Here is a 22,700-nt window from a genome sequence, read left to right on the forward strand (position 1 = left end):
AGGCAGCGAAAATGCCCCGCGAAAAATGGTGCCGGTTGTCGGATTCGAACTGACGACCTACCGCTTACAAGGCGGGTGCTCTACCAACTGAGCTAAACCGGCGAGTGGCGCATTTTATCTGGCGCCGACAGTACAAATGCCGCTGGGCTACTTGATGCGCTTGAGCGCTGGGCGGCGACCATGGGGGTCTGTCGGCCTGGGCGGATCGTCTTGCGGCTTGGTGGGTCTATTGCTGTCTTTCACCGATTGCAGACCTGCGGGATGTGGCTGGGCCGTTGGCGTTTGCTGCAACAGGGGCGTGCCTCCCTCTTCCACCGGAAATGCCATGCCTTGTCCGTTTTCCCGCGCGTAGATCGCGGACACACGGCCTATCGGGACGGCAATGTCACGCGGTTTGCCACCGAAGCGCGCCTTGAATACGACAAATTCGTTGGAAATCTGCAAAGCACTGGTGGCTTCATCGCTGACGTTCAGCACGATCTCCCCATTCGCCACGTATTCCCGCGGCACCTGGACGGAATCGTCGACGCGCACCACGATGTAGGGCGTCAGACCATTGTCGGAACACCACTCGTGCAGCGCCCGCAGCAGATAAGGGCGTGTGGATACATCCTTCGCATCGCCATCCATGGTGCCGCCCCCGTTATTTGCGCATGACCTTTTCCGAGGGTGTCAATGCCTCGATGTAGGCCGGCCGCGAAAACACGCGCTCCGCGTACTTCAGCAAAGGCGCCGCGTTCTTGGAAAGCTCGATACCGTAGTAATCAAGGCGCCAGAGCAGAGGCGCGATCGCCACGTCCAGCATGGAGAAGCCATCGCCCAGCATGTACTTGTTCTTCAGGAATACCGGTGCCAGTTGCGTGAGCCTGTCCCGAATATGCCCGCGCGCCTTCTCCAGCGCCTTCTCGTTGCCCTTGGAAGCGCGCGATTCAAGCGTATGCACGTGCACGAACAGCTCTTTCTCGAAATTCAGGAGAAACAGGCGTACGCGTGCCCGATCCACCGGATCGCCGGGCATCAGTTGCGGATGCGGAAAGCGCTCGTCAATGTATTCATTGATGATGTTGGATTCGTACAGAATCAGGTCCCGCTCTACCAGGATGGGCACCTGACCGTACGGGTTCATCACGCTGATGTCTTCCGGCTTGTTGTACAGATCAACATCGCGAATCTCGAAATCCATGCCTTTTTCGAACAGGACGAAACGGCAACGGTGTGAGAACGGGCAAGTCGTACCCGAGTAAAGCACCATCATGTGCGCAAGCTCCTCAAAATCAAAAGAGTGGGCACGCCAGTGCCCACTCCCCATTCATGCAATTTCCCGTGCGAAATGCGCACAGGCCGTTATTTGACGTCTTTCCAGTACGCGGCATTCAGGCGCCACGCGATCAGGATGAAGAGGGCAATGAACATCAGCACCCAGACGCCCACGCGCACGCGCGTACGCTGCGCCGGCTCGCCCATCCACTGAAGATAGTTGACCAGATCGCCAACCGTCTGGTCGTACTGAAGATTCGTTTGCGTTCCTGGCGTCAGCTGGCTCCAGCCCTTGAAGGCATGCACCTTTTCACCATGGGATTCGACTTCTTCATAAACGGGGCTGCGCTCGCCCTGCAGCTCCCACAGCACATGCGGCATGCCGACGCTGGGAAAAACCATGTTGTTCCAGCCCGTCGCCTTGGTGTCGTCCCGATAGAAGGTGCGCAGGAAGGTATAGAGGTAATCGGCGCCCGAACCGCCATTGCCGGCACGCGAGCGTGCAATGACGGTCAAATCCGGCGGATTGCCGCCAAACCAGTCCTTGGCTTCCTTGGGGTTGATTGCCGCCACCATGGTGTCGCCCACCTTTTCGGTGGTGATCAGGAGGTTGTCCTTGATCTGCTGCTCGGTCAGGCCAATGTCGGTCAACCGGTTGTAGCGCATGTAAGCCGCCGAATGGCAGCTCAGGCAATAGTTGACGAAGGTGCGGGCGCCGCGCTGCAGCGAAGCATTGTCCGTGAGATTCACCGGCGCCTTGTCGAGCGGAAACCCGCCCGTGGACGCCTGGACACCCGCAGCCAGGCCGAGGGTAGTGATCAATGCAAGAATGAATTTTTTCATTGTCTTTTCTCCGGCTCAGTGCGCAACAAAGGTAATGCGCTCAGGCACTGGCTTGGATTCGCCCAGGCGACTCCACCACGGCATCAGCAGGAAGAAACCAAAGTAGAAGAGCGTCCCCACCTGCGACACACGCTCTCCCAGCGGGAACGGCGCCAGCATTCCGAGGTAGCCCAGAATGAAGAACATGATGACGAAGATCACGTACAACCACTTGTGCCAGCCGGGACGATAACGAATGGAACGCGCGGGGCTGCAATCGAGCCAAGGCAGGAAGAACAGGATGACCACAGCGGCACCCATCGTGACCACACCCCAGAATTTGGCATCGATGGTCAGCATCAGTGCGATCACGATCACACCGGCCACCGCCACGACGGCCTTGAGCAACCCGGCCAGCTTGGACTTGAACACGCCGTACCCCACCCCCAGCACCACGCAGGCGATGAGCGCGTACATCATCTCGCTGGTCACGGCGCGCAGCATCGAATAGAACGGCGTGAAGTACCAGACCGGCGCGATGTGCGAAGGCGTCTTCAGCGGGTCGGCCGGAATGAAATTGTTGGCCTCAAGGAAGTAGCCTCCCATCTCCGGGGCCAGGAACACAATGGCGGAGAAAACAAACAGGAACAACCCGACGCCAAGGATGTCGTGCACCGTGTAATACGGATGGAAAGGCACGCCATCGACCGGATGCCCATGGGCATCCAGCGGCTTGCCCGGGCCCTTGATTTCGACGCCGTCGGGGTTGTTGGAGCCCACGTCATGCAGCGCCAGCAAGTGCGCCACCACCAGGCCCAGCAGCACCAGCGGCACGGCGATCACGTGAAAGCTGAAGAAGCGGTTCAGCGTCGCGTCGCCCACCACATAGTCGCCACGGATGAAGATGGACAGATCCGGGCCGATGAACGGGATGGCGGAGAACAGGTTCACGATCACCTGCGCACCCCAGTACGACATCTGGCCCCAGGGCAGCAGGTAGCCCATGAAGGCCTCGCCCATCAGCGCCAAAAAGATCGCGCAGCCAAACAGCCAGACCAACTCACGCGGCTTGCGGTAGCTGCCATACAGCAGCCCCCGGAACATGTGCAGGTACACCACCACGAAGAAGGCCGAGGCGCCCGTGGAGTGCATGTAGCGGATCAGCCAGCCCCAAGGCACGTCGCGCATGATGTACTCGACCGATTCGAAGGCCTTGGCGGCGTCGGGCTTGTAGTGCATCACCAGGAAGATGCCGGTGACGATCTGGATCACCAGCACCAGCAGCGCCAGCGAGCCGAAGATGTACCAGAAGTTGAAGTTCTTCGGAGCGTAGTACTCCGACATGTGCACCTTGTAGGCGTCGAACGCGGTTGGAAAACGGTTTTCCAGCCAGTTCATGGTCTTCGCCGTCATCGAGGCGTTGGGCGAGATTTGCTTGAATTCGCGGTAGGCAGCCATGTGTATCCCCTCAAGCCTTCTTCGTATCGTCACCAATCAGGAGCTTGGTATCCGACAGGTACTGATGCGGAGGCACCGGCAGATTGTCCGGCGACGGCTTGTTCTTGAAGACACGACCAGCCAGATCGAACGTGGAACCGTGGCACGGGCACAACCACCCGCCCGGCCAGTCATTGGGCAGCGAGGGCTGCGCGCCGGTGGCGAATTTGTCCGTCGGCGAGCACCCCAAATGCGGGCAGATGCCGATCACCACCAGAATCTCGGGCTTGATGGAACGCCATTCATTGCGCGCATAGGGCGGCGTGAATTCTTCTGGATGGCGCTTGGATTCCGGATCGGCCAATTCGCCATCGTGCTTGGGCAACGCATCAACCTCGGCTTTCGTGCGCTTGACGATCCACACCGGCTTGCCACGCCACTCAACGGTGAGTTTCTCACCCTCCTTGAGGGCCGAAATATCGACCTCGACCGCAGCACCGGCGGCCTTGGCCTTCTCTGAAGGCTCAAAACTGCTGACGAAAGGAACGGCGGTGGCCACGCCACCCACCGCGCCAGCGCAACTGGTTGCAATCAGCCAAGTGCGCTTGCTGGAGTCGATCGGAGTTTCACTCATGGGATTCCTTGCTATACATCGACCTGTGTGCATCAATCTGCGTGCCGGTCAACCGTAAATTGTAGCGGACGCTGCTAGCGCCTCGTCCGCCGTCAAAGATGCAAAGTCGCGCGATACTTCGACCCCTCTCAATCACCACAAGGAGTCACTCACCATGAGCATGATGCAGGAATTCAAGGAATTTGCGGTCAAGGGCAACGCGATTGATCTCGCCGTAGGCGTCATTGTCGGTGCTGCCTTCGGCAAAATTGTGGATTCGATCGTCGGCGACCTGATCATGCCGCTGGTAGGCAAGGCCACAGGCGGGCTGGACTTCTCCAACTACTACATTGCCCTGGCCGGGCAGGCCGCCGGCCTGACGCTGGAAGAAGCCAAGAAGGGCGGTGCCGTCTTCGCCTATGGCAACTTCATCACCATACTGGTGAATTTCATCATCCTCGCGTTCATCATTTTCATGATGGTCAAGCAAATCAACCGGCTCAAGAAGGAAACGCCCGCAGCACCTGCGGAGCCCGCTCCGACCCCGGAAGACGTTGTGCTGCTGCGCGAAATCCGGGACAGCTTGAAGAAAAATTGAGCGCCGGGCGCCGGGCCTTGCGACCGGCGTTCAGGGCCGGGCACTCAGCGCCTTGGCCATGCGCACCGCCTCAATCAGGCTGCCGGCATCTGCAACTCCCTTGCCGGCGATATCAAAGGCGGTGCCGTGATCGGGGCTGGTGCGCACCAGCGGCAATCCCAATGTGACGTTCACGCCGCGATCTACGCCCAGATACTTGACCGGAATCAAGCCCTGGTCGTGGTACATCGCCACCACCACGTCAAACTCACCCTGCCGGCCCGCGGAACGGCGTGCGCGCATGAACACGGTGTCTGGCGCAAAAGGGCCGCAAGCGTCCACTCCTCTTGCCCTGACCGCTTCAATTGCAGGAGCAATCACGTCGATCTCTTCACGCCCAAACAATCCCCCCTCCCCCGCATGCGGGTTCAGGCCGGCAACGCCGATGCGCGGTGCGCAACCCAGGCTTTTGCTCAGCGCCGCGTGCGTGATCTCCAACGTCTGCCGCACGTTGTCCCGGGTGACGGCGGCGATTGCGTCACGCAAGGACACGTGGATGCTGACCAGCACGGTGCGCAGCTCCTCATTGGCCAGCATCATGCGCACCGGCATCTGCGCCAGGGCGACACCGGCGTGACGCGCTGCCTCGGCCTGCAGCAGCTCGGTATGGCCGGGAAACTGCACGCCCGCCGCGGCCAAGGCCTCCTTGTGCAGCGGCGCCGTCACCAGCGCCGCCACCTCGCCGGCCAATGCGGCGCGAGCCGCCCAGGTCACGCAAGCAGCCGCATCCCGCCCCGCCGCGGCGCTCATCTGCCCCCAAGGGGCGGGGCCGGCAAGGCCGGGCAGTTGCCAGACCGGCAGGCAGCGCGGCGGCATGTCGGCCACCTCCGCCAGGTTGTCGAGCTGCACCAATGGTAGGCTGGGCTCGCCCGGCCCTTCAATGCACGCGGCCGCGCGGCGCAGCGTGGCCACGTCGCCCACGGCGAAGCAGCCGCGCAACAGATCTGGAGCGTCACGAAACGCCTGTGCGACGATTTCCGGGCCGATTCCCGCCGGATCGCCCTGAGTGATGGCCAAGGGTCTTGGCATGTGCATGAATTCCATTCAAATCGCCATCAAACGCTTATGGTACAAGCGCAAAAAGCTATGAAAATTATGCGGGATTGTCGATCTCGATGAACCGATGTTCCAAGCCCAGTTGCGCAGCCACATGGCCCGCCAACGCTGGCGCGCCATAGCGCTCGGTGGCATGGTGGCCGGCGGCGATGAAGGCCACGCCGGTCTCGCGTGCCAGGTGGGCCTGGGGCTCGGAGATCTCACCGGTAAGGAAAGCATCCGCACCGGCGGCAATCGCGCTTTCGAAATACTCTTGCGCGCCGCCTGAGCACCAGGCCACACGGCGAATCGGCCGCGCCGGCTCGGGCGCTACCAGCGTGGCGCTGCGCCCAAGCACCGTTTGGACATGCTCTGTCAACCGACGCGCATCGGCAAACGCCGCCTGCGCGGCAAAGCCCAGTTCCTGCTCGCCAAAATGCGCATCAGCCCGCCAACCCAGGCGCAAGCCGAGCTGCGCGTTGTTGCCCAGCTCTGGATGGGCATCGAGCGGCAAGTGGTAGGCAAACAGGTTGATGTCGTGGGCCAGGAGGCGCTGCAGGCGCTCTTTCATCCAGCCGACGACGCGGCCATCCTGGCCGCGCCAGAACAGTCCGTGGTGCACGAACAAGGCGTCGGCGCGCGCGGCGATCGCCGCGTCGATCAACGCCCGGCTCGCCGTGACGCCGCTCACGATGCGCTCGATGCGCGCCTTGCCCTGCACCTGCAAGCCGTTGGGCCCGTAGTCCTTGAAGCGCGCGGGCTGCAACAGTGCGTCAAAGTGCTGCAACAGTTCCTGTCGATCGATGCTCATGCGGGCATTGTGCCCCCGGAAACACGCGACAATGCGGGTTTGAAATACCGGCTTGCTCGATGAAGCGTTTGTGGCTCCTTTTTTCCCAGGCCGTTACGGTCTGTGTGGCCGTCTGGTTTGTCATTGCCACACTGCAACCGACCTGGCTGGGGCGCGGCGTGGTGCGCCAGTCGGGCGGCATCACCTTGCACGAAGCGCCGAAAGAGCCCCATGCCGCACAGGCAACGGCGCCCGGCAGCTTCAGCCCCGCTGCACGCAAAGCATCGCCGGGCGTGGTCAGCATCATGACCAGCAAGGAAGTGCGCAATCCATTCAACGGCGACCCCTTGTTCCAGCGCCTGTTCGGCAATCAAACACAAACCGGGCTGGGCAGCGGCGTCATCGTGAGTCCGGACGGTTACATCCTGACCAACAACCACGTGGTGGAAGGCGCGGACGAAATTCAAGTGGCGCTCGCCGACAGTCGCCACACCCAGGCACGCGTCATCGGCACGGACCCAGAGACCGACCTTGCCATTCTCAAGATCAACCTCGAGAACCTGCCCGTGATGGTGCTGGGCAATTCGGACACGCTGGCGGTTGGCGACCGCGTGCTGGCGATCGGCAACCCGTTCGGCGTCGGACAGACGGTCACCAGCGGCATCGTCTCGGCGCTTGGGCGCAGCGAGCTGGGCATCAACACCTTTGAGAACTTCATCCAGACCGATGCCGCCATCAACCCCGGCAATTCGGGCGGAGCGCTAGTGGATGTGAACGGCAACCTGATGGGGATCAACACCGCCATCTATTCGCGCTCGGGCGGAAGCATGGGCATAGGCTTTGCCATTCCGGTCTCCACCGCCAAGCAGGTGCTGGAAGGCATCGTGCGCGATGGCCAGGTGACGCGCGGCTGGATCGGCGTCGAACCCAACGAGCTCTCACCCGAACTGGCACAAACCTTCGGCGTGCGCGCGACCGAGGGGGTGATCATCACCGGTGTGCTGCACAGCGGACCAGCGGCACAGGCCGGCATCCTGCCCGGCGATGTGATCGAGCAGGTGGGTGGCCAGCCAGTGCGCTCGGTGCCGCAGCTGCTGTCGCTGGTGGCCGGGCTCAAGCCAGGCACAGCGGTGCAATTTCAGGTGCAGCGCGCGGACCGCCAGCTGCAGCTGGCCGTCACACCAACCAAACGGCCGCGCCAGCTTTCGCGCCGCTGAGACGCGCAAGCGCGCGACTTCACGTCGTCGATTCCGGGCTCTTGTCGGCGTCGGGCTCTTCTTTGGGGTGGGTGCGCACGAACAGCTGCGCCGCCCAGATGCCGAGCTCGTACAACAGACACATGGGAATCGCCAGCGCCAACTGCGAGACGACATCCGGCGGCGTGATGATGGCCGCAATGATGAAGGACGCGACCACGAAATAGCCGCGTGCGTGCTTGAGCTTTTCGACGCTGATCACGCCCAAGCGCACCAGAACCACCACGGCAATCGGCACTTCAAAGGCCACACCGAACGCCAGGAACATCGTCAGGACGAAACCCAGGTAGGCCTCGATATCCGGCGCCGCCGTGATGCTCTTGGGCGCAAAACTCTGGATGAAGGCAAACACCCGGCCAAACACGAAGTAGTAGCAGAACGCCACTCCGATGAAAAACAGGATGGTGCTGGAGACCACCAGCGGCAACACCATCTTCTTTTCGTTGGAATAGAGCCCCGGAGCCACGAACGCCCAGATCTGGTAGAGCACCACCGGCAGCGCCACCAAAAAGGCCGCCATCAGCAGAATCTTGAGCGGCACCATGAACGGTGAAATCACCGAGGTGGCGATCATCGTCGCGCCCTGCGGCAGGTGCGCCACCAGTGGCGCGGCCAGAAAGTCGTAGAGGGCACCCGGGCCGGGGTAGAGAAAGAGCACGCCCGCCACCACGCCCACTGCCAGCACCGCCTTGATCAGGCGGTCGCGCAGCTCCATCAGGTGCTCGACAAAGGGCTGCTCGGTGCCGGCGAGTTCGTCTTCGGGGTTGGGGGTCTGGGCCATGGGGTCTCAGGGGATGCGCGAGTGCGCACCAAAAACGTCAGGCACGCAAGCGAACGCGGCCCGACAAAATCAATGGGGCTTGGGCGGGCGAAAGCGCGCCACCCGTGCCGCGCCCGACTGCACCCGCGCGCGCATGCCGGTACGTGCCTTGTACCAATGCGGCACGGCGCCACGCTTGGCACGCCAGTGCTTGTCCGGGCGCTTGTACGCAGGCACGATCAGCGCCAGGGCGGCAGGATCGTCGGGCAGCGGGTCAGCCGAAGCATCCGCGAGGCCGGCGGTGGCATCCTTCCAGTCTTTCTCGAAATCACTGGCGGTGGTGGCAACGCTTTTTTCAACGTCGCGCGCGGCGTTCTCCACCGTGTCCTTCATCTTGCGCAGCTCATCGAGCTCCATGGAGCGGTTGACTTCCGCCTTGACGTCCGCCACATAGCGCTGCGCCTTGCCCAGCAGGGTCCCTACCGTGCGCGCCACGCGCGGCAATTTTTCGGGGCCGATGACGACAAGCGCCACCACCCCGATGAGCGCCATCTTGGACAGGCCGATATCGAGCATCGCCGGTGATCCGTGGCGGCTCAGCTCTTTTGTCTGGCCTCGACGTCTATCGTGGTCTTCTCGGCGGCGGCCGCATTCGTGACCTGACCGGCAGGCGCAGCGGCGGCGCCGTCATCGCTGCTGGTGCCGCCTTCCTTCATGCCGTCCTTGAAACCCTTGACCGCACCGCCCAGATCGGACCCGATGTTCTTGAGTTTCTTGGTGCCGAAGACCATGACGACGATGAGCAGCACGATCAGCCAGTGCCAGATGGAAAACGAACCCATTGCAAAACTCCTGAGGTGAGACGATGATTCTAGGTCAAGCCCGGTGCGCGCGGCGCCACTTCAGGCCTTGAACCAGGGGCGCGAGCCACCCACGACGTGCAGGTGCAGGTGGTAGACCTCCTGCCCGCCCTCGGTGCCGGTATTGATCTGCAACCGGTAGCCGCCTGCCGGATACGGATTGCAGCCCTGTTCTTTCGCCAGTCTGGGCGCCAGCAGCAGCATGTGCGCCAGGAGTTTTTCATGCTGCGGCCCGGCCTGCTCCATCGATGGGATGTGCTCCTTTGGCACGATGAGAAAGTGCACCGGCGCCCATGGATGAATGTCCTTGAAGGCATACACCAACTCGTCTTCGTACACCTTTTGCGAAGGTATCTTGCCTTCGATGATCTTGCAGAAAATGCAATCGGGATCGTGGTTCATCGCATGTCTCCAGAAATTGCCGTCAGGCGTCGTCCGCCGATTTCACGCTGCAGCGCACACTCACATCGTGGCCGTGGGCGTGCAGCCAGCGCTGGCCCTCTTCGCGCCCCAGACCGAAGAGCTGGCGCAGGAAGACGAGGTCCGCACGCATCTTGCTGGCCGCGCCAAAGGGCGCAAGCGCCGCACCGCCATCAATGCGGTGCACGCGCATGTCCTTGTAGCGCTTGGGATCGAGCTTGCCCTCCTGCAGCAGCCGGCGCACGAATTCGATGGCGCGCAGCTCGGCCAGCAGACTGGCGTTGAACGTGACTTCGTTCATCCGGTCCATGATGTCGCTGGCGTTGTCGGGCACGGCCTTGTGCTGCACCGGATTGATTTGCACCAGCAGCACATCGCTGGACTGCGTGCGGTAAATGAGCGGGTGCAGCGCCGGATTGCCGGAATAACCGCCGTCCCAGTAGTACTCGCCCGCGATCTGCACCGCCTGAAACATCATCGGCAAACAAGCCGACGCCATCACGGATTCCATGCACAAGCGCTTGCCGGCAAAGATTTCGCCCCGCCCGGTGCGCACATTGGTGGCGCAGACAAAGACCTTGGGCACATGCACAGCTTCACGCGCCAGCAGCTCGAAATCCACCGTGTCGCGCAGCAGCCCGCGCAAGGGGTTGATGCCCAGCGGGTTCGTCTGATAAGGGGAAAACCACTGCGTCATCAGGCTCGTCAGCGGATTGCCCTGCAGTGGCGCGCCCCACATGAGCGCCCCCAGCGCGCCGACGCCTTCCCAGAGCTTGCGCAGCGTCTCGCGCGCCAGCGCACAGCCGCTCGCATGGATTTCCTCGCGCTCCTTGTTCTGGCTTGCGGCCAGCGCAAAGCCGTGGGCGAGCGCCACGGCGTTCATCGCACCGGCGCTGGTGCCGCTGATGCCGTCCAGATCAAATTGTCCGTCCTCGAGCAGCGCATCCAGCACGCCCCAGGTAAACGCCCCGTGCGAGCCGCCGCCCTGCAGCGCGAGATTCAGTGGTCGCCTTGGCTTGCGCTCAGGCATTGACCGCCTTGGCATCGTTCATCGCCACCATGCCGCGCACGATGCGATACAGGAACCAGATCGACACCACAGCCCAGGCCAACATGCCTGGCAGCACAAAGAAGAACCACAGCGGGCTCGTCACCAGGTACCAGAAGCCGGCCCACATCACGCTGCGGATGCGCCAGGAGAAATGGCTGGCCTGCCAGGTGCCCTCGGCGTCACCCTTCTTCACCAGGTCGATCACCAGCGCCAGCAGCAGCAGCGCCAAACTCGGCTGCGCACCCGGAACCACCGCGCCAATCGCCACGATCACGTGCAGCACATAGCTCACCCAACCCCAGGTCTTGAGGCCGTCGGCACGCGGGTCCGGCCCCACGTCGATGATGTCGTCGCTCATGTCAGCTCCCTTCCTCCTGCGCGCGCTGCGCCTGCTTGCGCAGCGCCTTTTCCTCGAGCCCACTCACGCCCTCACGCCGCTCCAGCTCTTGGACGATATCCGCGGGCGCAAGTTCGAAATACGCCAGCGTCACCATGCAGTGAAACCACAGGTCGGCCATTTCATAGACCAGCTTGCTGCGGTCCGCGCCCTGCGCCACATCCTTGGCGGCCATCACCACCTCGGTCGCTTCCTCGCCCACTTTCTTCAGAAAGCCATCCGGACCCTTGGCGAGCAGGCGCGCCACATAACTTTTGTCGGGGTCGCCGCCGTTGGCCGGCTTGCGGCTCTCGATCACGGCCGCAAGGCGTTCAAGTGCGTCGTTGCTTGTCATGGGTCTTATTTGTAGATGCTGGACGGGTCTTTCAAGACCGGATCGACGGCTTTCCACTCGCCACCTTCGAGCACGCTGAAAAAGCAGCTGTGCCGCCCGGTATGGCAGGCGATGCCGGGCTCATGCCCCATTTGCGTGACCTTGAGCAGCACCACATCCTGATCGCAATCGAGCCGGATTTCGTGCACCTGCTGCACATGGCCAGATTCCTCGCCTTTGTGCCACAGCCTGCCGCGCGAGCGGCTGAAGTACACCGCCTGGCCCGTGGCGGCGGTTTGCGCCAGCGCCTCGCGGTTCATCCAGGCCAGCATCAGCACATCGCCCGTGCCCACCTCCTGGGCAATCGCGGGCACCAGGCCTTGCGCGTCCCAGCGCACCCGGGCCAGCCAATCGGTATTCGAATCAGACATATTCACTACAAATACAGGAGCTCTCAACGCTTTTTCAGCATGCGTCAAGGCTCTATTTTGTTCAAATTCTCACCTCTATGCCCCGGGCACGCAGGTGCTCCTTGGCCTGGCGCACCGTGAATTCACCGTAGTGAAAGATGCTGGCCGCCAGCACCGCATCGGCCCCGCCCACGCTCACGCCGTCGGCCAGGTGATCGAGACTGCCTACACCGCCGGATGCGATCACCGGCACATCGACTGCGTCGCTCACCGCGCGCGTGAGCTGCAGATCAAAGCCCGATTTGGTGCCATCGCGGTCCATGCTGGTGAGCAGAATCTCGCCTGCGCCGCGCCGCGTCATCTCCACCGCCCACTGCACGGCATCGAGGCCGGTGTTCTTGCGCCCGCCGTGGCTGTAGACATCCCAGCCCGCGCCACGCGCAGCCACCTCATCGCCCCGGCGCTGCTTGGCATCGATGGCGACGACGATGCACTGCGAGCCGTATTTTGCCGACGCTGCGCTGATCACATCCGGATCGGCAATCGCGGCGGAATTGAAGCTGGTCTTGTCGGCCCCGGCATTGAGCAGCCGGCGCACATCGGCCACCGTGCGCACGCCGCCGCCCACGGTCAGCGGGATGAAGACCTGGCTGGCGACGGCCTCGATGATGGGCAGGATCAGGTCGCGCCCGTCGCTGGTGGCGGTGATATCCAGGAAGGTGAGCTCGTCGGCGCCCTGCTCGTTGTAGCGCGCGGCGATCTCCACCGGATCCCCGGCATCGCGCAGTTCAACGAAATTGACGCCCTTGACCACGCGACCACCGGTCACGTCCAGGCAGGGAATGATGCGTTTGGCAAGCATGAGAATTGGCACACAAAGGGGTGCGCAAGATACCACGCATGGCGTTTCCTGCGCGCAAACCGCCCTGCCACTGGGTATATTCCCTGCCGGCGCGCCCTGCGTGCCCAAGAGCGTGCAACAACCCACTGACATTCGATGGCTTCACCTGACGCAAGCGACAGCCCCCTCGCTCCAGCGATTTCTGTCCCCTGGCTGCCTTCGCATTACCAGCGCACCGTGCTGGCGCTCTGCGATCGCTGCGTCGTGACCACGCGCGAAGCGGTCTACACCACCAGGGACGCCAAGCTGGTGGGCGCCGGCACCCGAATGACTACGGCCTTGTTCGAGCGCCTGATGCAGCACGAGCTGCGCGCGCCGCTGGAAAACCTGCTGACGCTGGAGGGCATGGTGAGCCAGGCCTCGCTCGCGACGCAGGCCCACCAGATGTGCTTGCAGGACGCCGCCATCGAGCTGTTGGTGCAGGACGAGGCCAGTGGCATCAGCGCCGCAGCGCTGGCCGCACCGCTCAACGCCATCAGCCTGCCTGCCGCGCTGGCCTTCATGCTGACCGTGATGCGCGAGCTGGCCCCGGAACAGCTCGCGCATGGCCTGCGGGTCGCGCTCGTCGCCACCTACCAGGGCATGCGCCGCGGCTGGAACAAAAGCGAATGCACCCGGCTGGCGACCGCCGGCCTCCTGCACGACATCGGCATCCTGCACCTGGACCCGGCCTGGCGCGACGCCGCCCGCCCGATGCCGGCCGGCGAACGCCAGCAACTGGCCACCCACCCCAGCCTTGCCGCACGGCTGGTGCACGGCTGGGAGGTCTATCCCCAATCGGTGGCGGTTGCCATCCTCGAGCACCACGAGCGCATGGATGGCAGCGGCTACCCGCGCGGCATCCGCGGCGAACAGATTTCCGAAATGGGCCAGATGCTGCTGCTGGCCGAGGTGGTATCTGCCTTTTTCGAGAAATACGCCAACGATGGCGCATCGGTGCGCCTGTCGCTGGCGCTGCGCATGGACCGCCAGAAATTTCCCGTCTCCCTCGCCGCGCTGCTGCTGCCGCTGCTGCAATCGAGCGCCATTCAGCCGGGCACGGCGGGCGATCTGGCGGAAATTCGCGGCGCAAGCCACAGCCTGGCGCAGGCACTGCATCACTGGGGCGCGCTGCAGGCAGGTCTGCCCGCCGGCGGCTCGCCGGTGCCCGAGGACAGCCCCGCCAGCTGGATCGCGCAACGCCTGGCGACCCTGCAGACCAGCTTGTTCGATACCGGCGCCCACCCCGACCACCAGGCCGAGCTCCTGCCGCTGCTGCAGGCCGATCCTGCCGGCGTCAAGGAGCTGCTGTTTCTGCTGCGCGAGGCGCTGTGGCAACTGCAATCGATCGCCAACACCGCACTGACGCGCTGGCCCGCGCTGAACGCAGGCGACGAGCCACACGCCGGCGCGGCGCGCGCCTGGTGCGACGCGCTGCTGCACAGCCTGCCAGCCGGCGAGCCCTGAGGCAGGCGAAGGGCTGACTACCGCGCCGCGAGTTCGTCGGCGCGCACCTGGCCCGCAGCAAAGTCGAGGTCGCCGGAATAGATCGCACGCCCGCAGATCACGCCTTCGATGCCCTCGCCTTCGACGGCGCACAGCTGCTCGATATCGCGCATGCCGGACAGCCCGCCCGAGGCGATCACCGGAATGCTGAGCGCCTGCGCCAGCTTGACAGTGGCCTCGATATTGATGCCGGTGAGCATGCCGTCGCGGCCGATGTCGGTATAGATGATCGACTCGACGCCCCAGTCCTCGAACTTGCGCGCCAGGTCCACCACCTCATGGCCGGTCAGCTTGCTCCAGCCGTCGGTCGCCACCTTGCCGTCCTTGGCGTCCAGCCCGACGATGACATGGCCACCAAAGGCGCTGCAGGCGTCCTGCAGAAAGCCCGGGTTCTTCACCGCGGCGGTGCCGATGATCACGTACTCCAGCCCCGCGTCGAGATAGAGCTCGATGGTGTCCAGGTCGCGGATGCCACCACCCAGCTGCACCGGAATCTCGCTGCCGACCGCCTTGAGAATCGCCTTGATCGCTGCGCGATTTTTGGGCTGGCCGGCAAAGGCACCGTTCAGGTCCACCAGGTGCAGCCGCCTGGCACCGGCATCGAGCCACTTGCGCGCCATCTCGGCCGGGTCGTCGCCGAAAGTGGTGGCCTGGTTCATGTCGCCTTGCTTGAGGCGCACGCAGTGTCCGTCTTTGAGATCGATGGCAGGGATGAGCAACATGGGAGAGGTCAGCGTTGAGCGTTGAGCGCGGGAAGAGATTGAGCGTTCGGCGTTGAGCGCGAAAGAGGCGCGGCATTCACGCTCAACGCCAAACCTCCTAAGGTTTCCAGTGCAGGAAGTTGCGATAGAGCTGCAGCCCTTGGGCCGCACTTTTTTCAGGGTGAAACTGGGTGGCAAAAAGGTTATCACGTGCAATCGCCGCTGCAAAGGGCTGGCCATAGCCGGTCTCGCCCGCGCAGTGCAGCGCATCCGCCGGGCACGCGTAGTAGCTGTGCACGAAGTAGAACCAGCTCTCATCAGGCACGCCCTGCCAGAGCGGGTGCAGCCTGCCTGCATGCGGCAGCTGGCGCACGCGGTTCCAGCCCATGTGCGGCACCTTGTAGCGGCTGCCGTCGTCCTGCCGGCGCCCGGCCAGGTCAAAGCGCAGCACATCGCCGGGGATCAGGCCCAAGCCATCGACATCGCCTTCGGCGCTGTGCGACAGCAGCATCTGCATGCCTATGCAGACACCAAACAGCGGCTTGTGCCGCGTCGCCGCCAGCACCGCGGCGCGCACGCCGGAGGCCTCAAGCTCGCGCATGCAATCGGGCATGGCGCCCTGGCCCGGCAGCACCACGCGATCGGCGGCGCGCACGGCTTGGGCGTCGCCCGTGACGATCACGTGCCAGCCCTCGCCCTCGGCCGCAGCCCGCACGGCCTGTGACACCGAGCGCAGATTGCCCATGCCATAGTCCACCACGGCCACGGTTTTTACTTTGTTTTGCATAGCTGTCAGCGCTTATCCAGCAAGCGTTACAGGCCAATTTGATTCAAATTACAACGCACCCTTGGTCGACGGAATCACTCCGGCGGCACGCGGATCGGGCTCTGCCGCGGCGCGCAAGGCGCGTGCGAAGGCCTTGAAAATCGTCTCGCACTGGTGGTGGGCATTCACGCCCTTGAGGTTGTCGATGTGCAGCGTGACGCCTGCGTGGTTCACGAAGCCCTGGAAAAACTCATGCACCAACTGGGTATCGAAGCCGCCAATCATCGCGGCCGTGAAGCCCACGTTCAGGTGCAACCCGGGCCGGCCGGAAAAATCCATCACCACGCGCGAGAGCGCTTCGTCCAGCGGCACATAGGCATGGCCGTAGCGCCGGATGCCTTTCTTGTCGCCGATGGCGCGCGCCACCGCCTGGCCCAGCGTGATGCCCACGTCTTCGACGCTGTGGTGGCCGTCGATGTGCAAATCACCATCGCACTGCACTTCCAGGTCGATGAGGCCGTGGCGCGCGATCTGGTCGAGCATGTGGTCAAAGAAGCCGATGCCGCTGTTGAGCCGCGTCTGACCGGTTCCGTCCAGGTTGATGGCGACGCGGATGCGCGTTTCGGCGGTCTGGCGGCTAACCTCGGCAATGCGGTCGGTTCGGCTGGAGGCAACGAGAGCAGAAGAAGTCATAGCGAGGCGCGCAGCGCTTGCAAGAGGGCGGTATTTTCGTCAGCGCTGCCCACGGTCAGCCGCAGGCAGTTGGCGAGCAATGGGTGCATTGTAGAAACGTTCTTCACCAGCACCTTGCGCTCGCGCAAACCGGCGAAGGCGCGCGCCGCATCGGGTACGCGCACCAGGACCATGTTGGCCTCGCTCGGGAAGGGTCGCACCCCGGGCATTTGCCCCAGTTGTTCCAGAATGCGAGCACGCTGCGCCCGTATTTCCTGCGCCTGAGCGGCAAAAACATCTTCATGCTCCAAGGCAAACAGCGCGCATTCGCTGTTGAGCACACCCACGTTGTAGGGCGGACGCACCTTGTCGAGCTCGGCGATCAAACCAGCCTCACCCAGCAGATAGCCAATCCGCACACCCGCCAGACCGAACTTGCTGAGCGTGCGCAGGATGAGCACATGGCGGTGCATCTCGGGCGCCGAGCGCACGTTTTCCATCCAGCTGCGCGCGGCAAACGGCTGGTAGGCCTCGTCCATCACCACCAGGCCGCCGGCCGCGCCCTGCGCGGCGATGATGCGGGCGATGGCGCCCTCGTCCCACAGCGTGCCGGTGGGGTTGTTGGGATAGGCCAGGTAAACGATGGCCGGGCGGTGCCGCGCGATGGCCGCCAGCATGGCCGCTTCATCCAGCTCGAAATCGGCCGTGAGCGGCACGCCGTGAAAGGCCAGGCCCTGCAGCTGCGCGCTCATGGCGTACATCACGAAGCCGGGCAGCGGCGCGAGGATGGAGGCGCCCGGCACGTCGCAGGCCAGCGCCAGCAGGCTGATCAGCTCGTCCGAGCCGTTGCCCAGCATCAGCGACCAGCCCGCCGGCGGCTGCGCCTGGCCCTGCAAGGCCGTCCTGAGCTGTTCGGCACCCTCACCCGGATAGCGGTTGACCGCCACCTGCCCCAGCCGCTTTCCCAACTCGGCCTGCAAGGCGGCCGGGAGGCGATAGGGGTTTTCCATCGCGTCCAGCTTGACCATGCCGCGCGAATCCTGCACCGCATAGGCATGCATGCCTTGCACGTCATGGCGCAGCCGGGCCAGGGGATGGACAGAAACCTCTTCAGTGGTCATGGGATAAAGGCATTCGTTGGATTGAAAAAAAGGAAGGGGGCACCTGCACCGCCTCGCAACACGGCAGGCGCGGCAGGTACGTCCGGATAACGGGCCGTCAGGCGGACCGTGCGCCTGTCACGCCTGAAAGCAGGGCACGCATTGCACGGCAACGGCGCTCATCGAGCGCCTGCGGGCAAATTTACCCGAATTCAGCGGCGCCAGAGACAAACGCTTCAAGCACTCGTTCCGCCAAAGCGTGGCGCCAGCGCATTGACGATGAGCGACAGCACATAGATGCCCGCCAGGCTCAGCACATACGAAACCACCATGTTGGCCAGCCCCACCAGGAAGGGCATGCGCACCGTGGCGCCGAGGCCGCCCATGCCGATCAGCGTCATGCCGATGAAGCCGCAGAGGGCGGGAATGGCGGCGAGCCACGCCAGGTAGCCGGGATACAGCCCGGCCGCGGTGGCAGGCTCGGCCGCGATGGCCGCCCAGGTGGGCTGGGGACTGAGCAACAGACTCTTGACGCGATCGACGATGGCCATGGCAACGCTCCTTGACGGGCATGGTGCCCGAACCCGGGCCCGCAAAAACCCATGCCGTCAATGTAACTATTTCCCGGCGGGTGCGAAAGCCTCGGTGCCGCCCGCAGCCACGGCCATTGGCGTGCATCCCGAAACGCACCACACGCTCATGTGCCGCTTCGCCCTGCGCGATCGGCCAGTACGCTGGCGCGCGACGTCAAGGATCTGGTTGTCCGCTGCGCCCATCGAGTGGGACGACGGACGCAGCCCGCCAAGCGGAAGGCGTCAACCCTGTCAACTGCCGAAAACGGCTGGAGAAATGGGCCGGGGAAGAGAAGCCGAGATCCAGCGCCAGTTCAGTGATCGACAGCCTGCTTTCGCGCAGCAGCGCCTTGGCGCGCTCGATGCGCATCTCGCTGAGCACCTGGTATGGCGGGCGACCCGTGCTGGCCTTGAAAGAGCGGCTGAAGTGGTCGGGTGACAAGGCGACCGAGCGCGCCAGTTGGGCCACCGACGGGGCGTGCCCCGCGCCATCGATCGCCTCCATGGTCTTGCGCAGACGCCAGGCAGGCAGGGCTGGCACTTCCTTGCGTCCGGCGTCATCGGCAGCGGGGCTGGCTTCGAGCAGCAGTGCGAGGATCGCCCCCAGGTAGTTGGGCGCATAGCTGCCGCCTTCGCCCGCACCGCTTCCGGAGTCCCACAGGCGCCTGGCGATCTGCCCGACCAGCGGCTCATTCAGCTGCCGCCGGGCGAGTTGCTTGATGCGGCTTTCAATCAGATCCGCGTCAGCGCCGAGCAATCGTGCCAGCGGATGCAGTGCAACGCCCAGGTGCAGAACCAACGGGTTGCCCTCAAAGCGCCAATAGGAGCCGCAGCTCGGCGGCGTCAGCAGCACCTGGCCAGGCATTGCGTTGAAGCGTTGAGATCCGCAGCCAATGTCGCGCAGTACCGGCGCATGCCGAGCGCGCAGCACGATGCTGATGATCAGTTCCTGAACGGGCCTGTATTCGATGCCGTCCGCCGGCGCGTGCTCGACCAGCGCCATGGTGAGAGGGGTGGACTCAAGCGCTCGCACGTCGGCCCGGCGAATGGGCAAGGTCCGGTCATTCAGATAAGCAGTGAAGCCCGGCTGACCCGCGGGGCGGGTGACTGCATCCATCGTCGTCCATCCTCCCCAGTCAGCGGCATGCAGCAAAAAAAATGCGCTGCCGATTCAGGCCGATCGTGAGCCGGCCCCGATTCAGAACTGGTACGAAAGCACAGCGGAAATGATTTGCGCCTTGCGCCTGCTGTCCACGCCGTGGCGCAGATTGTATTCAAGGTCAAAGCGATAGGGGCCGCCCACCACCGCCAGGCCCAACGACGCCAGGACGTAGCGCCGATCCCTCAAGCGCAGGTCCACATCGTTGGCGTATTCCGCTTCAAGCCCAAGCGAAAGACTCGGCAGAAATTGCCACTGCGGGCCAGCTGCCTGCTGTTTTTCAACCCGGGCGCGCACCCAGGCCGCGCCGTAGTCCTCGTGCTTGCCGTGCAGCACCGAGGCGCTGGCCGTATTGAAAAAGCTGCGCTGGTAGTTCGCACCGACGATGGGGCGCAGCAACCAGCCCGGCGGCAGCAGACCAATATCTTGCGTGCTGAACGTCCCGATCCATTCCACCTGCGCATAAAACCGGTTTTCATCGTAGTCCTGCCGTTGCCGCATGAACAGGTTGGACACCGTGTAGCTGGCCTTGCCCCGTTGATAGTCCAGGCGCGCGGCCAGGCCCCAATGCGGGGTGTAAACCTCGGCGTAGCGCAGTTGCAGGCCCCAGGCGTTGCGCCGCGATCGGCCCAGGGTGTTGACCGGGTCCTGGGGGTAGCGCAGATCGTAGCCGTCGTGCTCAAAGCTCAGCCCGATGCCGAGCAGTCGGCTGGGAATCGGCGCATGGAAATACTGCAACTCGACCTTGGGGCTGTTGCCCACGGGTTCAACCGGCAGGTTGTTGCTGCCGACAACCCGGGTGGGCTCCACATTGATGCGCAAGAAATGGGCGCCGGTGGCTGCTGGCAGTTCCTTCATCATGGAAATCGGCAGCACGAAGACACGGGCGCGATCCCGGAACGCGGGCCAGGCGGGCGGCGGCACGCCTTGGCCGATCAACGCGTCGTTGACGTAGCCGGCGGTGGCCCTGGAAGCGCCGATCTTGGTCTGCGTGTTGCCATAGATTTCATTGGAAAACAGGGAATTCATCAACCCGGCCTGTCCCAGCGTCATCATGCTGACCATGCCGGGCGTGGGGCTGAAACCGCCGGCCGGCTGCTCGGTCCCGGCCGCCGCGGCACCTGCCAGCAGGCCCGCGAAGGCGAGCGCACACGGTATTCTCATCATCCTTGTTTTCATCGCGATCTCCCGTCTCCGTTGTTCTGTACGCCGCGATGGCAGCGCCGCACGCGCCAACACATGCGCGCTGCCCAGACCACGCCTGCGCGCTGGCTGGCGATAGAGCTTGCCGATCGGGCTTGCGGCATCGGCCGCGGGGCGTCATCCCGCGCCGCATCAATGGGCGGGCTCGCCCGGTGCGGCGCCCGACAGGCGCTGCAGCATGGGGATATCCATGTGGTACATCGGCTCGTCGTTGGGCCCGAGGAAGGCAGACGCGCCCTGGCACACCATCAGCAATTCCGTCTCTTGGTCAAACGGCAGGGCATCATGGATCGCCCCCTTGGGTTCGGAGACGTAGTCACCAGCCTGGAAAGGTCCGGTCTGCCGGTGCACGCCCGTACCCTTGAGGATGTAGATTTCGGCGCTCTCCAGGTGCTTGTGCCGCGGCAGGACACCCCCGGGCTCGGCACGAATCATGACGCTGAAGGCGCCGGTTTCAGGGACCAGCTTGATCACCTTGACGAAAACCCGCGGCGCCAGCGGCAGCCAGGGCAATCCATCGCAGTGCACCGTCGCTCCGCCCTTGTATTCATTCATTTCCCGTCTCCTGGTCTGATCTGGTGTAGTGCCCGCTCGATAGCGAGCCTGATCAACAAGCCTGGGCAGCTATTGACCACGGCCAGTTTAGGAAACAGGACTCTGCGCCGCTTTCAGTTTTCCGACGCGGCTATCGGAAAAGCGTCCGTGCCTACGAACGCCCGCACCCACAACGGAGAGGCTATGAACTCTTCAGCCGCATCTCCGCCGCCCGCGCATGCGCCTGCAGGCCTTCGCCATGCGCCAGCACGCTGGCGATGCGGCCGAGCACCTGCGCGCCCTGTTCGCTCACCTCGATCAGGCTGGTGCGCTTCTGGAAGTCGTACACCCCGAGCGGACTGGAAAAGCGCGCCGTGCCGCTGGTGGGCAGCACGTGGTTGGGGCCGGCGCAGTAGTCGCCCAGCGATTCGGTGGTGTAAGCGCCCATGAAGATTGCACCGGCGTGGCGTAGCAGCGGCTCCCAGCGGTGCGGTTCGCGGCTGGAGATTTCCAGGTGCTCTGGGGCGATGCGGTTGGAGATTTCGCAGGCTTCCTGCATGCTGCGCGTGTGGATCAGCGCGCCGCGCCCCGAGAGCGAGGCGGCGATGATTTCCGCGCGTGGCATCTCTGGCAGCAGCCGGTGCATCGCCTGCGCCACCTGCGCTATGTAATCGGCATCGGGGCACAGCAGGATGGACTGCGCCAGTTCATCATGCTCGGCCTGGCTGAACAGATCCATCGCCACCCAGTCGGGCGGCGTCGTGCCATCGGCCAGCACCAGGATTTCACTCGGCCCGGCGATCATGTCGATGCCGACCTGGCCGAACACCCGCTTCTTGGCGCTGGCGACGTAGGCATTGCCGGGGCCGGTGATCTTGTCCACCTTCGGAATAGTGGCCGTGCCGTAGGCGAGCGCCGCCACCGCCTGCGCGCCGCCGATGGTGAAGCCGCGCGTGACACCCGCAAGATAAGCCGCGGCCAGCACCAGCGGGTTCTTCTCGCCCCCCGGCGTGGGCACCATCATGACGATCTCGGGCACCCCCGCGACCTGCGCGGGAATGGCGTTCATCAGCACGCTGCTCGGGTAGGCCGCCTTGCCACCTGGCACGTAGATGCCAACGCGGTCCAGCGGCGTGACCTTCTGGCCGAGCAGCGTGCCATCTTCGTCGTGGTAGCTCCAGCTTTCGCCACAGGCTTTTTTCTGCGCCTCGTGGTAGCTGCGCACGCGCCGGGCGGCGGCGGCGAGGGCTTCGCGCTGGGCGGCGCTCAATCCGTCGTGCGCGGCCTTGAGTTCGGCCTGAGTCAGCTCCAGCGCGGCGACGCTGGCGGCCTGCAAGTGGTCAAAGCGCGCGGTGTACTCGAGCACGGCGGCATCGCCGCGCGTGGCAACGTCGGTCAGGATGTCAGCCACACGCTGCTCGATGGCGGCGTCTTGCTCGGCCGACCAGTGCAGGCGGGCGGCAAATTCTTGCTCGAATGTGGGTGCAACCGTTGACAGGCGGGCGGGAGCAGCTATTGTTGTCATAGAAATTGAATCCTCCTGATCCGT

28 protein-coding genes and 1 tRNA gene are annotated in these 22,700 nt (G+C 64.0%); 3 read left to right on the forward strand and 26 right to left on the reverse strand.

The features are described 5' to 3' along the window. Positions 1-26: 26 nt before the first annotated feature. The 6 genes from ABS45_RS02230 to petA all read right to left on the reverse strand — a co-directional run bounded on the left by ABS45_RS02230 (position 27) and on the right by petA (position 4,150). Positions 27-102: transfer RNA gene (locus ABS45_RS02230), tRNA-Thr, on the reverse strand. 45 nt (positions 103-147) lie between these two features. After that, positions 148-630, reverse strand: a complete 483-nt coding sequence (locus tag ABS45_RS02235) for a ClpXP protease specificity-enhancing factor (RefSeq protein ID WP_291552504.1) — start codon at positions 628-630, stop codon at positions 148-150. A 13-nt stretch (positions 631-643) separates the two neighbouring features. Next, a complete protein-coding gene (locus ABS45_RS02240) occupies positions 644-1,255 on the reverse strand; it encodes a glutathione S-transferase N-terminal domain-containing protein (RefSeq protein ID WP_291552507.1) in 612 nt (203 codons plus the stop codon). Positions 1,256-1,344: 89 nt separating this feature from the next. Continuing rightward, positions 1,345-2,100 carry a cytochrome c1 gene (locus ABS45_RS02245; protein WP_291552510.1) on the reverse strand — a complete coding sequence of 252 codons (756 nt, stop codon included), beginning with the start codon at positions 2,098-2,100 and terminating at the stop codon, positions 1,345-1,347. A gap of 15 nt (positions 2,101-2,115) precedes the next feature. Continuing rightward, positions 2,116-3,492, reverse strand: a complete 1,377-nt coding sequence (locus ABS45_RS02250) for a cytochrome bc complex cytochrome b subunit (RefSeq protein WP_291552619.1) — start codon at positions 3,490-3,492, stop codon at positions 2,116-2,118. A 55-nt stretch (positions 3,493-3,547) separates the two neighbouring features. Then, positions 3,548-4,150: a ubiquinol-cytochrome c reductase iron-sulfur subunit gene (gene petA / locus ABS45_RS02255; RefSeq protein ID WP_291552511.1), complete on the reverse strand. Its 603-nt coding sequence runs from the start codon at positions 4,148-4,150 to the stop codon at positions 3,548-3,550. Between the two features lie 154 nt (positions 4,151-4,304). On the opposite strand from petA, the gene mscL reads away from it, so the two are divergent. Beyond that, complete coding sequence (gene mscL / locus ABS45_RS02260; protein WP_291552514.1) at positions 4,305-4,727, forward strand: large conductance mechanosensitive channel protein MscL; 423 nt, start codon at positions 4,305-4,307, stop codon at positions 4,725-4,727. A 30-nt stretch (positions 4,728-4,757) separates the two neighbouring features. Here the strand turns inward: mscL and pdxA are convergent, their stop codons facing one another. Together pdxA and ABS45_RS02270 are read right to left on the reverse strand one after the other, a co-directional pair. Next, complete coding sequence (gene pdxA / locus ABS45_RS02265; RefSeq protein ID WP_291552516.1) at positions 4,758-5,795, reverse strand: 4-hydroxythreonine-4-phosphate dehydrogenase PdxA; 1,038 nt, start codon at positions 5,793-5,795, stop codon at positions 4,758-4,760. Between the two features lie 64 nt (positions 5,796-5,859). Continuing rightward, entirely contained in the window at positions 5,860-6,612 is a 753-nt protein-coding gene (locus tag ABS45_RS02270; RefSeq protein WP_291552519.1) for a Nif3-like dinuclear metal center hexameric protein, read from the reverse strand. A 59-nt stretch (positions 6,613-6,671) separates the two neighbouring features. Between ABS45_RS02270 and ABS45_RS02275 the strand changes: the two genes are divergently transcribed. Further along, a complete protein-coding gene (locus ABS45_RS02275) occupies positions 6,672-7,808 on the forward strand; it encodes a trypsin-like peptidase domain-containing protein (RefSeq protein WP_291552523.1) in 1,137 nt (378 codons plus the stop codon). Between the two features lie 19 nt (positions 7,809-7,827). Here the strand turns inward: ABS45_RS02275 and tatC are convergent, their stop codons facing one another. From tatC to hisF, 9 genes are all read right to left on the reverse strand, one after another. Further along, positions 7,828-8,628, reverse strand: a complete 801-nt coding sequence (gene tatC / locus ABS45_RS02280) for a twin-arginine translocase subunit TatC (RefSeq protein ID WP_291552527.1) — start codon at positions 8,626-8,628, stop codon at positions 7,828-7,830. A 69-nt stretch (positions 8,629-8,697) separates the two neighbouring features. After that, positions 8,698-9,183, reverse strand: coding sequence for a Sec-independent protein translocase protein TatB (tatB, locus tag ABS45_RS02285; protein ID WP_291552530.1), 486 nt, complete (start codon positions 9,181-9,183; stop codon positions 8,698-8,700). Positions 9,184-9,203: 20 nt separating this feature from the next. After that, positions 9,204-9,449, reverse strand: coding sequence for a Sec-independent protein translocase subunit TatA (gene tatA, locus ABS45_RS02290; RefSeq protein ID WP_291552533.1), 246 nt, complete (start codon positions 9,447-9,449; stop codon positions 9,204-9,206). A 60-nt stretch (positions 9,450-9,509) separates the two neighbouring features. After that, entirely contained in the window at positions 9,510-9,869 is a 360-nt protein-coding gene (locus ABS45_RS02295) for a histidine triad nucleotide-binding protein (protein ID WP_291552536.1), read from the reverse strand. A 22-nt stretch (positions 9,870-9,891) separates the two neighbouring features. Further along, a complete protein-coding gene (locus tag ABS45_RS02300; protein ID WP_291552539.1) occupies positions 9,892-10,917 on the reverse strand; it encodes a patatin-like phospholipase family protein in 1,026 nt (341 codons plus the stop codon). Then, a complete protein-coding gene (locus tag ABS45_RS02305; protein WP_291552540.1) occupies positions 10,910-11,296 on the reverse strand; it encodes a hypothetical protein in 387 nt (128 codons plus the stop codon). Before ABS45_RS02305 ends, ABS45_RS02300 begins: the two co-directional genes overlap by 8 nt. Before the next feature lies 1 nt (position 11,297). Continuing rightward, on the reverse strand, positions 11,298-11,669 hold the full coding sequence (locus ABS45_RS02310; RefSeq protein WP_291552542.1) for a phosphoribosyl-ATP diphosphatase: 372 nt from the start codon (positions 11,667-11,669) through the stop codon (positions 11,298-11,300). A 5-nt stretch (positions 11,670-11,674) separates the two neighbouring features. Further along, a complete protein-coding gene (gene hisI, locus ABS45_RS02315; RefSeq protein ID WP_291552544.1) occupies positions 11,675-12,079 on the reverse strand; it encodes a phosphoribosyl-AMP cyclohydrolase in 405 nt (134 codons plus the stop codon). 61 nt (positions 12,080-12,140) lie between these two features. Further along, complete coding sequence (hisF, locus tag ABS45_RS02320) at positions 12,141-12,920, reverse strand: imidazole glycerol phosphate synthase subunit HisF (RefSeq protein ID WP_291552546.1); 780 nt, start codon at positions 12,918-12,920, stop codon at positions 12,141-12,143. A 135-nt stretch (positions 12,921-13,055) separates the two neighbouring features. On the opposite strand from hisF, the gene ABS45_RS02325 reads away from it, so the two are divergent. Next, entirely contained in the window at positions 13,056-14,405 is a 1,350-nt protein-coding gene (locus ABS45_RS02325; RefSeq protein WP_291552548.1) for an HD domain-containing phosphohydrolase, read from the forward strand. Positions 14,406-14,422: 17 nt separating this feature from the next. On the opposite strand, the gene hisA is transcribed toward ABS45_RS02325, so the two are convergent. From hisA to hisD, 9 genes are all read right to left on the reverse strand, one after another. Continuing rightward, a complete protein-coding gene (hisA, locus tag ABS45_RS02330) occupies positions 14,423-15,166 on the reverse strand; it encodes a 1-(5-phosphoribosyl)-5-[(5-phosphoribosylamino)methylideneamino]imidazole-4-carboxamide isomerase (protein ID WP_291552550.1) in 744 nt (247 codons plus the stop codon). 97 nt (positions 15,167-15,263) lie between these two features. Next, a complete protein-coding gene (gene hisH, locus ABS45_RS02335; RefSeq protein WP_291552552.1) occupies positions 15,264-15,932 on the reverse strand; it encodes an imidazole glycerol phosphate synthase subunit HisH in 669 nt (222 codons plus the stop codon). Positions 15,933-15,980: 48 nt separating this feature from the next. Then, complete coding sequence (gene hisB / locus ABS45_RS02340) at positions 15,981-16,604, reverse strand: imidazoleglycerol-phosphate dehydratase HisB (protein WP_291552554.1); 624 nt, start codon at positions 16,602-16,604, stop codon at positions 15,981-15,983. After that, positions 16,601-17,704: a histidinol-phosphate transaminase gene (hisC, locus tag ABS45_RS02345; protein WP_024537815.1), complete on the reverse strand. Its 1,104-nt coding sequence runs from the start codon at positions 17,702-17,704 to the stop codon at positions 16,601-16,603. Before hisC ends, hisB begins: the two co-directional genes overlap by 4 nt. A 215-nt stretch (positions 17,705-17,919) precedes the next feature. Continuing rightward, positions 17,920-18,234, reverse strand: coding sequence for a YIP1 family protein (locus ABS45_RS02350; RefSeq protein WP_024537816.1), 315 nt, complete (start codon positions 18,232-18,234; stop codon positions 17,920-17,922). 196 nt (positions 18,235-18,430) lie between these two features. Beyond that, positions 18,431-19,372: an AraC family transcriptional regulator gene (locus ABS45_RS02355; protein WP_291552558.1), complete on the reverse strand. Its 942-nt coding sequence runs from the start codon at positions 19,370-19,372 to the stop codon at positions 18,431-18,433. 81 nt (positions 19,373-19,453) lie between these two features. Beyond that, positions 19,454-20,578, reverse strand: a complete 1,125-nt coding sequence (locus ABS45_RS02360) for an autotransporter outer membrane beta-barrel domain-containing protein (protein ID WP_291552560.1) — start codon at positions 20,576-20,578, stop codon at positions 19,454-19,456. Between the two features lie 171 nt (positions 20,579-20,749). Continuing rightward, positions 20,750-21,172 carry a cupin domain-containing protein gene (locus tag ABS45_RS02365; RefSeq protein ID WP_291552562.1) on the reverse strand — a complete coding sequence of 141 codons (423 nt, stop codon included), beginning with the start codon at positions 21,170-21,172 and terminating at the stop codon, positions 20,750-20,752. A gap of 181 nt (positions 21,173-21,353) precedes the next feature. Then, positions 21,354-22,676, reverse strand: coding sequence for a histidinol dehydrogenase (hisD, locus tag ABS45_RS02370; protein ID WP_291552564.1), 1,323 nt, complete (start codon positions 22,674-22,676; stop codon positions 21,354-21,356). Positions 22,677-22,700 lie beyond the last annotated feature (24 nt).

Source organism: Comamonas sp. SCN 65-56 (genome assembly GCF_001724135.1).
Taxonomy (GTDB): Bacteria; Pseudomonadota; Gammaproteobacteria; order Burkholderiales; family Burkholderiaceae_C; genus Comamonas_C.